General features: G+C 38.9%; 9 protein-coding genes and 4 pseudogenes. 8 read left to right on the forward strand and 5 right to left on the reverse strand.

Going from position 1 to position 11,761, the window contains the following annotated elements:
* Window positions 1-20 precede the first annotated feature (20 nt).
* The 5 genes and pseudogenes from VSAL_RS07075 to VSAL_RS07095 all read left to right on the forward strand — a co-directional run bounded on the left by VSAL_RS07075 (window position 21) and on the right by VSAL_RS07095 (window position 4,177).
* Window positions 21-1,325: a DEAD/DEAH box helicase gene (locus VSAL_RS07075; protein WP_012550022.1), complete on the forward strand. Its 1,305-nt coding sequence runs from the start codon at window positions 21-23 to the stop codon at window positions 1,323-1,325.
* A 9-nt stretch (window positions 1,326-1,334) separates the two neighbouring features.
* Entirely contained in the window at window positions 1,335-1,781 is a 447-nt protein-coding gene (locus VSAL_RS07080) for a hypothetical protein (protein ID WP_012550023.1), read from the forward strand.
* A gap of 181 nt (window positions 1,782-1,962) precedes the next feature.
* Window positions 1,963-2,277, forward strand: coding sequence for an IS66 family insertion sequence element accessory protein TnpA (tnpA, locus tag VSAL_RS07085; protein ID WP_012548925.1), 315 nt, complete (start codon window positions 1,963-1,965; stop codon window positions 2,275-2,277).
* Window positions 2,274-2,620 (forward strand): annotated as a pseudogene (gene tnpB / locus VSAL_RS23805) (IS66 family insertion sequence element accessory protein TnpB). Before tnpA ends, tnpB begins: the two are co-directional and overlap by 4 nt.
* A 71-nt stretch (window positions 2,621-2,691) precedes the next feature.
* A pseudogene (locus VSAL_RS07095) lies at window positions 2,692-4,177 on the forward strand (IS66-like element ISVsa2 family transposase).
* A gap of 97 nt (window positions 4,178-4,274) precedes the next feature.
* Here VSAL_RS07095 and VSAL_RS07100 read toward each other — a convergent pair.
* The 3 genes and pseudogenes from VSAL_RS07100 to VSAL_RS07110 all read right to left on the reverse strand — a co-directional run bounded on the left by VSAL_RS07100 (window position 4,275) and on the right by VSAL_RS07110 (window position 8,316).
* A pseudogene (locus tag VSAL_RS07100) lies at window positions 4,275-5,741 on the reverse strand (carbon starvation CstA family protein).
* A 183-nt stretch (window positions 5,742-5,924) separates the two neighbouring features.
* Window positions 5,925-6,641 (reverse strand): two-component system response regulator BtsR, encoded by a 717-nt coding sequence (gene btsR / locus VSAL_RS07105; protein WP_012550024.1) that lies wholly within the window; start codon window positions 6,639-6,641, stop codon window positions 5,925-5,927.
* Window positions 6,634-8,316 (reverse strand): sensor histidine kinase, encoded by a 1,683-nt coding sequence (locus VSAL_RS07110; protein ID WP_012550025.1) that lies wholly within the window; start codon window positions 8,314-8,316, stop codon window positions 6,634-6,636. Before VSAL_RS07110 ends, btsR begins: the two co-directional genes overlap by 8 nt.
* 241 nt (window positions 8,317-8,557) lie before the next feature.
* Between VSAL_RS07110 and VSAL_RS07115 the strand changes: the two are divergent.
* A pseudogene (locus VSAL_RS07115) lies at window positions 8,558-9,147 on the forward strand (acetate uptake transporter).
* Window positions 9,148-9,236: 89 nt separating this feature from the next.
* Here VSAL_RS07115 and VSAL_RS22730 read toward each other — a convergent pair.
* The gene (locus VSAL_RS22730) at window positions 9,237-9,398 is read right to left on the reverse strand and encodes a hypothetical protein (RefSeq protein ID WP_012550027.1); all 162 of its coding nucleotides are present in this window, start codon (window positions 9,396-9,398) and stop codon (window positions 9,237-9,239) included.
* Between the two features lie 307 nt (window positions 9,399-9,705).
* On the opposite strand from VSAL_RS22730, the gene htpX reads away from it, so the two are divergent.
* Entirely contained in the window at window positions 9,706-10,581 is an 876-nt protein-coding gene (gene htpX / locus VSAL_RS07120; protein ID WP_012550028.1) for a protease HtpX, read from the forward strand.
* Between the two features lie 143 nt (window positions 10,582-10,724).
* Complete coding sequence (locus VSAL_RS07125) at window positions 10,725-11,219, forward strand: YehS family protein (protein ID WP_012550029.1); 495 nt, start codon at window positions 10,725-10,727, stop codon at window positions 11,217-11,219.
* Between the two features lie 91 nt (window positions 11,220-11,310).
* On the opposite strand, the gene VSAL_RS07130 is transcribed toward VSAL_RS07125, so the two are convergent.
* Complete coding sequence (locus VSAL_RS07130) at window positions 11,311-11,739, reverse strand: hypothetical protein (protein WP_231850897.1); 429 nt, start codon at window positions 11,737-11,739, stop codon at window positions 11,311-11,313.
* Window positions 11,740-11,761 lie beyond the last annotated feature (22 nt).

An 11,761-nucleotide genomic window follows, 5' to 3' on the forward strand; every position in this document is an offset into this window, starting at 1 on the left:
TCGCTTAAGGAATCCACTTTATGTCATTTTCATCTCAAGGTCTTGCACCTGAAGTCGTAAAAGCATTAACTGAATGTGGTTATCAAAAATTAACCCCAATTCAGCAGAAAGCTATTCCTTTGGCGCGTAAAGGTCATGATATTCTGGCTAATGCACAAACGGGTACAGGTAAAACTGCTGCGTTTGCATTGCCTGTAATTCAACGATTATTAGATACCAAAAAATCGGCGACTCGTCGTTCAGCTCGTGCGTTAATTCTGGCTCCAACTCGTGAGCTTGCAGAGCAAATTGCAGTAAATATTATTAGCTACACGAAATACACGTCATTAAAAGTGACGGCTGTATTTGGTGGCAAAAAGATGTCTTCTCAAGAACGAGCGCTTGATCCAGGTGTTGATATCTTAGTAGCGACACCTGGTCGTCTTCAAGAACATATAGAAGAAGGCAATGTATCAATCGCTAACCTTGAATTTTTAGTATTCGATGAAGCTGACCGTATGTTAGACATGGGCTTTGTTAACGCAATCCGTAATATCATGATGGAAGTTAATTCAGCGCCGCAAATTATGTTGTTCTCTGCGACGTCTTCAGCGCAAATGAATAAGTTAGCGAGTGATATTTTACGTAAACCAAAACGTATTTCAGTTGACCGTGAAAACATGACGGCAACAACAATATCACACGTTGTTTATCCGGTAGATGAAGAACGTAAAACTGAATTACTATCAGAATTAATTGGTCGTAAAAACTGGCAACAAGTATTGGTTTTTGTTAACTATAAAGAAACCGCAAACAACATCGTTAAAGAGCTTAAGCTTGATGGTATTAAAGCGGTGATTTGTCATGGTGATAAAGCACAAAGTGCTCGTCGTCGTGCTCTAGAAGAGTTTAAAGAAGGCAAAGCTCGTGTCATGGTTGCAACGGATGTTGCTGCTCGTGGTCTTGATATTGCTGACTTACCACACGTAATTAACTACGATATGCCTTTCTTGGCTGAAGATTACGTTCACCGTATTGGTCGTACAGGCCGTGCTGGTAAAAAAGGTCATGCGATTTCTTTTGTTAGCCGTGAAGAAGAGTTAACGGTTGTTCAAGTGGAAACACTTATCCAACAACGAATTCACCGTGTTGAGCAACCTGGCTATGAACCAAAAAGCCGTGAATCTTACATTGAAAAAGTGAATACGAAAGCAGGATTTAAAGATCGTAAAGGTCGTACAAATAATGCGACTAATGCGAACCAAGATCAGTCATCTGCTGAACGTCGTATGCGTCTAAAAAATGCAATCCAGAAGAAAGCTGGCATTACTAAGCTAAAAAAGTAAGGTTATAAAATGGAACGTGATTATACTTTTGAATGCCTAGTGACGATGCCACGACATGACTTAGAAGAATTCAGTCATCGCGTTGTTAGTCGTATGGTTCCAGAAGAAACGATGAAAGAGATTTTTACCTTTGATCAAGAAGAAACAGTGAATGAAGACAGAATGCAAACGGCTCAACTTGATGCCATGCTTCGTCTTGCTGCTGTGGCTCTTGGTGAGGTGACTCACGCGTTCTCTGAGTCGGATAATTCACAACAGAATAGTTTACGTATGATGCGTCTTATTTTATGGCATGCTTATGCGATGTTGTTTAATTTAGAAGAAGCCGTCACTCTTGAGCAGCACTGTGAATTGGTCGAAACCATTTTGATGAAACCGCCAACAGATGCATTGAATTGGTTGCCTATTTTGTCTAAATTATTAGGTGATTACGCGAGCATCGCGGCAAAGAAATAAATTAAGTTAATCTAATTATCTTTGATAAAACGGCAGTGATAGCAGTATCACTGCCGTTTTTATTTGTTTCCATTTTTTGGAGATATTACACCCAATAAAAGTAAGCGTGCGGGGAACTACACCTAACAAATAAAATTCATTATGCGTATCTTACGATCTTTCATTTAACGAGAACGTAATTATGCAAAAAGATAAAAAGAGAACACCAGAGCAATGGCACGCTCTATTTGAATCTCAGCAATCTAGCAAGCTTAGTGCCGCTGAATTTTGTCGTAACCATAATATTCTGCCAAAGACATTTAGTGCACGTAAAGCACGATGGAAACAAAAGATTAACGCTTCTACTTTCTTGAAAGTAGAAGCGTTAACATCAACTATCATCGCCACTCCACAATTACCAGATATTCAACTTTCTATCGGAAAATTGCGATTAACATTGCCAGCTAATACTGAACCTCACTGGATAGGACTCTTATTAAAAGGGTATCAATCATGAATGTATTTACTGATGTTTCCACCATTTATCTTCATCGTGATTTTGTCGATTTTCGCAAGGCCATTAATGGCCTTGTCGTGATTGTTGAGCAAGAAATGCAACTATCACCGTTTAGTGATGCTCTATTTATATTTTGCAATAAGCCTCGTGATAACTCAAAATATTGTATTGGGATAAAACAGGATTCGCTTTATGGTACAAGCGATTAGATGAAGACCGCTTCAAATGGCCACGAAATATAAATAACGATACGTTAGCATTATCAGAGCAGCAACTGACACTGCTATTACAAGGTTTTGATATCTTAGGACATCAACCGGTACATTATCAAACAACCCTTTAAATAGTTGATTCTCAGTCAAGAATAGGAGGCAACCGATTGATTACCTGTATTATCGTTATATAGTCATCTACATGACTGATAAAATAAAACCACTTCCTGATACCATTGACGAGCTGAAAGCACTTGTGCTTCAGCTTGAAAATAAATATAACCGTCTTCTAGAGCAATTTCGGCTGGCTCAACATCAGCGCTTTGGTAAAAGCAGTGAATCTGACTCGACTCAATTTGATTTATTCAATGAAACAGAAGAAGAAATCATCATTGAAAATGATGACACACAAACGATTACCTACACTCGTCAAAAGCCAAAACGCCAACGCTTACCTGAAGACTTACCGCGTACTGTTATTATCCACGACATAAAAGATAAAACTTGTAAGTGTTGCGGTCTAGAGATGCATGCGATGGGTAAAGACATCAGTGAAAAGTTGGAATTTGTACCAGCTAAAGTGGAAGTTATTCAACATGTTCGTCCTAAATATGCTTGCCGAAATTGTGAAAAAAACAATACTTCAGTAGACATTAAACAAGCCCCAATGCCAGCGTCACCAATCCCTAAAGGGATTGCGACCGCAAGTTTACTTGCTCAAATTATTACGGCTAAATTTCAATACAGTCTTCCACTTTATCGTCAAGAAACGTTATTTCAGCAATGGGGTATCATTATTGGACGGCGAACGATGGCGGATTGGTTAATAAAATGCTCGGTACTATTTACCCCTCTTAATAACGAGTTACATCGTATTTTGCTTGAACAACCCACTCTGCATTGTGATGAAACAACGGTAAATGTGTTGGATGTTGAAAAAGCAAAATGTTATATGTGGGTCTACTGCTCTGGCTATGATTCTCCAGGCTCTGGTGTTTTGCCTGGAATTGTACTTTATGATTATCAATCTAGCAGGCATGGCTACCATCCAGTTAACTTTTTAAAAGTTATAACGGTATTTACATACCGATGGTTACCAAGGTTATGAACAAACTGAAGCGATTTTAGTTGGCTGTTGGGCACACGCACGTCGACGATTTATTGAGGCTCAACGTGTTCAAGTAAAAGGGAAAACAGGGAGTGCAGATTGGGTATTGAGTAAAATCCAAAAGCTATACCGGATCGAATCGTTATTAAAAGAGGCTTCCCCTGAAGCCAAGTATGTTGCTAGGCAGACAGAAGCCCGCGATTTACTTAAAGAGCTCCGTGATTGGCTTGATAGCGCAGTTAGTCGAGTATCACCTAAAACAAAATTAGGTGAGGCGATTAGCTATACATTAAATCAATGGGATAAATTAGTTCGTTATATTGATGATGGATTGTTATCTATTGATAACAATCGAGCAGAGCGAGCGGTTAAACCGTTTGTTATCGGCCGGAAAAACTGGTTATTTTCGGGTTCAACGGCTGGTGCAGATTCAAGTGCAATGCTTTACAGCATTGTAGAAACAGCAAAGGCAAACGGATTAATCCCTTACGATTATATTAGGTATTGTCTAGATCGTTTATGTGTTGGATCGCCAGATATCGATTCACTTTTACCTTGGAATGTAAAAGACAAGGTGTAGTTCCCCGCACGCTTACCAATAAAAAACCGAATCATGAATGTGATTCGGTTTTTTATGTACGAAATAAAGCGATTATAACACTCGCTTTATTTATTGATTAAGACTGCAAACTCTCGTCTTCAGAATCAATCTCGCCTTTTCCTTTTGATTTTACAATCACCAAGCCTGCAATAACAAACGAAGAAACAACACCAGTGATGGTTGATAGCGTCATTGGTAAGCCAAAGCCAAGTTGATGGTTACTTAAAATAAACGTAATACAAACACTTGTCATAAAGATAGCAGGGACGGTACTTACCCAATGCAGTTTATTGTGACGAAGTAGGTAAGCTGAGGCTGTCCATAACATCATTACTGCGGTGGTTTGGTTAGCAAAACCGAAGTAGCGCCAGATAATACCGAAGTCAACTTGTGTTAATACTGCACCAAGAACAAACAGTGGAAGCGCCATTAATAGACGGTTACGAAGTGTTTTTTGTTCCATGTTGAACTATTCAGCAAGGATTAAACGGCTTGAGCGGAATGCTGTGTCACCCGATGTGATTGGTAGGATAACAACACCTAAGAAAGCGAGGATGCCGCCAAAAGTACCTAAAAGACCAAATGAAGAGGCATAAACGACGTTTCCAGGGCCACCATTTGCGACAGCCGCTTGAAGTGTTTCCATGCTATCAAAGAAAGACAGAGCAATGGCACACCAGATAAGCGCGATAATACCTTCACCAATCATTGCACCGTAAAACACGAAACGGCCATTTTTTTCATTTTCCATACAGCGCGCCATTAATGGTGATTGCGTTGCGTGGAAACCTGAGATTGCACCACAAGCAATCGTGATGAATAGAGCAGGCCATAGCGGTAAATCATTTGGATTCATGTTTGTGAACATTTGGCTCGGTTCGTAGCTACCAAGAACGGAGTGATCACTTGATAATGCAATGGCTGAAATTAGACCAACAGACATGAAAATCAATAGAGCGCCAAATAATGGATAGAAGCGACCGATGATTTTATCTACCGGCACGATCGTCGCCAAGATATAGTAACCAAAAATGATAACAACCATTGATGTCATCGTGACACCTAAATCAAATTGGTCATTCATTAGGTTTGTTAGCATACTTGCTGGAGCCGATACAAAGACAACACCAACAAGAAGAAGTAGAACAATCGCGAACACATTCATAAAGTGTTTTGCGCCATTGCCTAAGTATTTTCCGGTAATCGTTGGTACTGAAGCCCCACCATTACGAATAGATAACATACCTGAGAAATAATCGTGTACTGCACCGGCAAAAATACAGCCAAGTACAATCCATAACATAGCTGCAGGGCCGTAAAGGGCACCCATGATTGGGCCAAAAATTGGACCGACACCTGCAATGTTTAGAAGTTGAACCAGATAGACTCGTGGTGTCGACATTGGTACAAAATCAACGCCGTCTGTTTTTGTGTAAGCGGGGTTTTTTCGGTCTTCTTTAATGCCGAAGATTTTTTCAATAAATGCGCCGTAAATAAAGTCGCCACCAATCAGTGCAGCAACGCAAGTTAGAAACCAAACCATAATTCATTCCTTGTAAAAGTTATCTAATGTAATAATAGGTAAATTAATATGTTGGTTATCATACTGATGGGCGTAAAGAGTTCACGCCCAAAAAAGGTGAGTGGTTAAGATAAGAGGTTAAGTGGTGTTATTTAATGTTAAGTGGTTTTTGTTCGTGTAACGATGACGTTATAAAAAATAAATTTAGCATTGTATGCCAAGACGTTCTTTAATTTCTTTAAGATGCCGACGACTTACTTGGGCCACGTGACCACTTTGCGTTACAGTGTCACTTGTGCCATTGTCATGCAATTTAATCTCTCTAATGAAATGGGGATTAATTAAAAACTGGCGGTGACAGCGGATCAATGGCGTTTTTTCTTCAAGGACTTTTAGAGTCAGTTGAGTGCATGCTTTTTCTGTTTTTGTCAGCAACTCAACCCCAGATGCTTGAATGCTAGCCACTTCAATATCATGAGAGGGCAAAAGAAGAATGCGGTTATGACCAGAGCAGGGGATCAATTCAATCTCTGTTTGAGCAATAGGGGATAGATCTTGTTTTGTCTCTGCGGCTAATAAACGTTTGACTGTTTTTTTAAGACGGCATGGGTCGATGGGTTTTAAGAGATAATCAAAGGCATTATCCTCAAAGGCTTTTACTGCAAATTCATCATAAGCGGTAACAAAGACAACATTAGGCATCGTATCAGGATCAAGCATGCTAATAAGATCCATTCCTGTGATCTTAGGCATCTGAATATCCAAAAATACAACGTCAGGTTTATGTTGGTTAATTTGCTTTAAGCCATCAATGGCATTACCGCACTCCGCTATGATCTCAATGTGACCAATTTCATTCAGTTGTTCAATTAACTCTTCACGAGCAAACAATTCGTCGTCAATCACAATGGCTTTAAGCATGAGTAATAGTCTCTACTGGCAAATGAATAGTGGCTTTGGTTTGTTGGTTTTCAATGCAGGACATTGTTAATCCAAAGGCATCACCAAATTGATTTTTTAAACGTTTATCAACAATGTTCGTTCCTAATCCATCGCTGTTTTCTTGTTCTATGTATAACCCGGCATTATCGATAACTTCTAAAATGACTTGGTGATGAGAAAGATAGGCTTTAATTGTAATTTCTCCCTCTTCAAACATATTTGACGTTCCATGCTTGATGGCATTTTCAACTAGCGGCTGCAACGTAAAAGTGGGCAGCTTTAATGAATATAAACGTTCATCAATGTCCATATTTACGGTTAATCGGTCAGCAAAACGGGCGAGCTCAATCTCTAGATAAGATTGTACGTGATGTAACTCTTCTTTTAAGGTGACTTGCTCAAAGTTCTGTTTTAAATTTCGGCGGAAAAATTGAGATAAATGCTGAATAAGTTCTCTTGCTCTATTTGGGTCGCGACGAATAACTGCACTGATGGTATTTAATGCATTAAATAGGAAGTGGGGGTTCACTTGAGCTTGCAATAACCGTAATTCAGCTTGAGTTAATAAGGTCTGTTGTTGTAAATATCGTCCCGCAAGAATTTGGTTTGAGAGCAGTTTAGCAATACCTTCACCCAACGTAAGGTTGATATAGGAAAATAATTTACGTTTCGGTTCATACAGTTTAATGGTTCCAATTACCTCATTATTTACACCAATGAGTGGGATAACTAAGGCTGAACCTAACTTGCATTTGTCATTAATTGAGCATTGGTAAGGGTGCTCATCCCCATCAATGTACATCACCTTGCTTTGTATAATTGCTTTTCGTGTGTAATCTGAGGCAATAGGGGTTCCCGGCAAATGGTGATCATCACCGATACCAATAAAAGCCAATATTTTTTCTTTATCGGTAATCGAAACAGCACCAACCCCTGTTTCTTCATAAATTATTTTAGCAATTTGTTCGCTGTTTTCTTGGTTAAAGCCTTGGCTTAAAATACCCACTGAACGTTGTGCAATATTCAGTGCTTTATTAGAGAAAGCGGCAGAATATTTTTCGTAAATTGCTTTTCTATCTTGGATAATACTCATGAACATGGCTGCACCAATAGAGTTAGCAACAATCATCGGTAAAACGATAGATGAAACGAGTACATAAGCTTGGTCAAATGGCTTTGCAACGATGAGAATGATCGCCATTTGAAGTAATTCAGCGATAAAGGCGATCATTAAGACCGTTCTTGGTCTAAACAACTGGTCTATTTGATTCTTTCTCAGAAAGTATAAATGAAACAAACCACCTAATAGTCCTTCTGCCGTCGTTGATATTGCACAGGCTAAATCGGTAAATTCACCCATAGAATAGCGATGTAATCCTCCTGTGAGTCCAACTAAAAAACCAACTAAAGGCCCACCTAATACACCGCCCATAACGGCACCAATCGCACGGGTATTTGCGATGGCATCTTGAATAGCGAGTCCAAAATACGTGCCTAAAATGCAGAAGCCAGAAAAAATGATGTAGCAAAGGAAGCGGTGACTCCAACGACCAGAAATCGTCGTAATAGGAAGAAATAAAGGCGTTTTACTTAATAGGTAAGCAAGAACAAGATAAACGCTTAATTGCTGTAAAAGGGAAAACACCAATTCCATGATGGGTCTCTATATATAAAGCAGGATAGTTAGTGTAATCGGAAATGTGCAGAGAGTCTAAATAGAAGAGGGAGAAATTTATTTTATTGTTACGGAGTCGTAAAAAGAAGGTTTACTTATGGGAATTGCATAAATGGAATATAAGATTCCATAATTGGTAGTTGTGATGTTCGTCACTCGTAAATAGAATGCGCACGCTAAATACTTTTTTAATCATTACACTTTTTTTTGAGGCTCCAGCATGTCAAATAAACTTGCGAATCCAGCACCATTAGGCTTATGGCTTTTGGTATGACAACTGTGTTATTAAACCTGCATAACGCTGGTTTCTTTCCTTTAAATACTGCGATCTTATCAATGGGTCTTTTTTACGGTGGCATCGCGCAAGTAATTGCAGGCATCATGGAGTATAAAAAAGGTAACACGTTTGGTACGACTGCATTTACTTCTTACGGTTTCTTCTGGTTGTCGTTAGTTGGTCTAATTCTTATGCCTGAAATGGGCCTAGGCCAAGCAACATCACCTGCTTTCATGGGTTGGTATCTTGCAATGTGGGGTGTTCTAACATTCTTCTTGTTCTTGGGTTCATTTAATTATCCACGTGCTAAGCAAGTGGTATTTGGTAGCTTAACTATTTTGTTCGCATTGCTTTCAGCTCGCGATTTCACAGGTAGCGTAGTAATTGGCCACATGGCTGGTTATGTAGGTCTATTCTGTGGTTTCAGTGCAATGTACTTCTCTATGGCTCAAGTCATTAACGGTGAGTACGGTCGTACTGTATTGCCTGTTGGTGAAATGAAAGCGAAAGAAGCAGCAACTGTTACTGCATAAGTGTTAACTTATAAATAACCGTTTATAGAATAGTAAAAGGCAGCTTGCTAATAATTAGTAAGCTGCCTTTTTTGTATGTGATGCTTTAGTTATTGATATAGGCTCAATAATGCCTCTTGAGTGTCAGCTATCTTACTTTCAATATCATTCGTGGATTCAATACCTAGTTGTGCTTTCGCTTCTTCTTTAGATAATCCTAGGTGACAGCAAAGCATATCAATTGCCATTAGGTAAGTTTGTTGTTCTGCCATGTTCAATCCTTGATGTTATTACTCATGATTTTTCTTGATCACAAAGTAAGTTGAATTACTTGCTTTGACAATACGACCAAAGTCTAAAGTGATTTTATTCTCGGTTATTTGAGTGAAGAGAAACGGAAAGAGAATAGAAAGGTGAATAGATAAAAGAAAGTGTATCAAAGTGCGTCAAACCCTTGTATTTGTGGGAAATGACACTATCTTATGCATATACCTATTAAACGTGCTAGATGCGTTTGGTGTCTGCTCAAAAAAACAAAATCAATGAGTAGAATTAAATTATTAATCGGAGAAAGAATAAATGAAGCGTATTGCGCTGTTTTTAGCAACAAACTTAGCGGTAATGATCGTATTCAGTATTGTATTGAATATTGTTTATGCAGTCACGGGGATTCAGCAAGGTAGCCTATCTGGCTTACTGGTTATGGCCGTATTATTTGGTTTTGGTGGTTCATTAGTTTCTTTATTAATGTCCAAAAAAATGGCATTACGTTCAGTGGGTGGTGAAGTTATTGAACAACCACGTAATGAAACTGAACATTGGTTAATGGAAACCGTTTCTCGCCAAGCGCAACAAGTGGGCATTGGTATGCCGACTGTAGCGATTTACGATTCACCAGATATGAATGCGTTTGCAACGGGTGCAAAACGTGATGACTCTCTAGTCGCTGTATCTACTGGTTTATTACATAACATGACTCGTGATGAGGCAGAGGCTGTTTTAGCGCATGAAGTGAGCCATATTGCTAACGGTGATATGATTACGATGACATTAATGCAAGGTGTCGTGAATACCTTCGTTATCTTCTTATCTCGTATGATCGCCAATGCAGTGAGTGGGTTTACTTCTAATGATGAAGAAGGTGAGGGCGAAGGCGGTAGCTTTATGACTTACTTTATTGTATCAACGGTATTAGAAATTGCGTTTGGTTTCTTAGCCAGTTTCTTAACGATGTGGTTCAGCCGTCATCGTGAGTTTTATGCGGATGCAGGTGCTGCTAATTTAGTCGGTAAAGATAAAATGATAGCGGCTCTTGAGCGCCTACGAATGGGACAAGAATCTCAACTTGAAGGCTCTATGATGGCATTTGGTATTAATGGTAAAAAGTCACTGACTGAGCTATTAATGAGCCATCCACCACTAGAAAAACGTATTAACGCACTGCGTCAGTTATAATACTGTTAACGTTTATGTGATTGTGATGAAACCCGAGATTATTCTCGGGTTTTTTATATCCAGAAACGACATAAATCTTTTACCTATCTACATTACGAGTTATAGTCTGCCTCTAATTTATATTAAGACATTTAGGATTTACCTTGACTAATAACGACGTTCTACGACGCATTCGCTATACTTTTGATTTCGACGATACAAAAATGATCGCCCTATTTGGTGCAGCAGATCTTAAAGTAACTCGTGAAGAAGTATGTAACTGGTTAAAATCAGACGAAGATAAAGATTACAAAAGCTGTCAAGATGTTCAATTAGCAACGTTTCTAAATGGTTTCATCAATGATCGACGTGGTAAGCGTGAAGGCGAGCAACCAAAGCCAGAGCAAAAACTAACGAACAACATTATTCTTAAAAAATTACAGATTGCTTTGAATTTAAAAGCGGATGAAGTATTAGACTTAATGAAGTTAGTTAACTTCCGTCTAAGTAAGCATGAATTGAGTGCATTCTTCCGTAAAGCCGATCATAAACACTACCGTATTTGTAAAGATCAAGTGTTACGTAACTTCCTACAAGGCGTTCAATTTGATTTACGTGGTGAAGTAACAGAAGAAGATGAAGAAAACGAAAGCGAATAAGCGTTTTTTCTTCTCACCATAATAAAAAACCACGATGTCATTTACTGAATCGTGGTTTTTTTATGTGCGTTATTTTAGTTTCGTTTCTACATTAGAAACTCCACTGCATACTCATCACAATGATACCCGGCAGAATAAAACCAGCTTCAACACCAAAATAATCGGTTAGATTGTATTGTGCAGCATGGTAAATATAAGGGGCGAAAGCTATCCCTACTTTTTCTTTTGCGGTTTCATAGATCCCTCCGTCACCACAATTTTCAAAAGCATCAACGAAGAACTCTCCAGCGTATGAATACATTCCTTTGATGACTAATTTGTCGTTAACACGATACCAGTCTTTTCTGACGCCGATTAGCATACAGCGATTGGCTTGGCTATTTAGAAAGGTGCCCACCATAAAGCTGTAATCTGAATCTTCAGAAAACTTACGTTCGACAGAAAAGTATTGATTACCAAAGTATTGATGTGAATCAGGATCGTAAGGAACGAGGTGATAAAGGAATGAACCTGTATTCATAGAGTAAAGAGAAAGGGATTCA

This window comes from Aliivibrio salmonicida LFI1238 (genome assembly GCF_000196495.1).
Taxonomy (GTDB): Bacteria; Pseudomonadota; Gammaproteobacteria; order Enterobacterales; family Vibrionaceae; genus Aliivibrio; species Aliivibrio salmonicida.

Bases quoted from the DNA above. Each gene is read 5' to 3' on its own strand.
- VSAL_RS07080 (WP_012550023.1), top strand. From the start codon at position 1,335: ATGGAACGTGATTATACTTTTGAATGCCTAGTGACGATGCCACGACAT.
- tnpA (WP_012548925.1), top strand. From the start codon at position 1,963: ATGCAAAAAGATAAAAAGAGAACACCAGAGCAATGGCACGCTCTATTT.
- VSAL_RS22730 (WP_012550027.1), bottom strand. From the start codon at position 9,398: ATGGCAGAACAACAAACTTACCTAATGGCAATTGATATGCTTTGCTGT.
- btsR (WP_012550024.1), bottom strand. From the start codon at position 6,641: ATGCTTAAAGCCATTGTGATTGACGACGAATTGTTTGCTCGTGAAGAG.
- VSAL_RS07075 (WP_012550022.1), top strand. From the start codon at position 21: ATGTCATTTTCATCTCAAGGTCTTGCACCTGAAGTCGTAAAAGCATTA.
- htpX (WP_012550028.1), top strand. From the start codon at position 9,706: ATGAAGCGTATTGCGCTGTTTTTAGCAACAAACTTAGCGGTAATGATC.
- VSAL_RS07130 (WP_231850897.1), bottom strand. From the start codon at position 11,739: ATGAATACAGGTTCATTCCTTTATCACCTCGTTCCTTACGATCCTGAT.
- VSAL_RS07110 (WP_012550025.1), bottom strand. From the start codon at position 8,316: ATGGAATTGGTGTTTTCCCTTTTACAGCAATTAAGCGTTTATCTTGTT.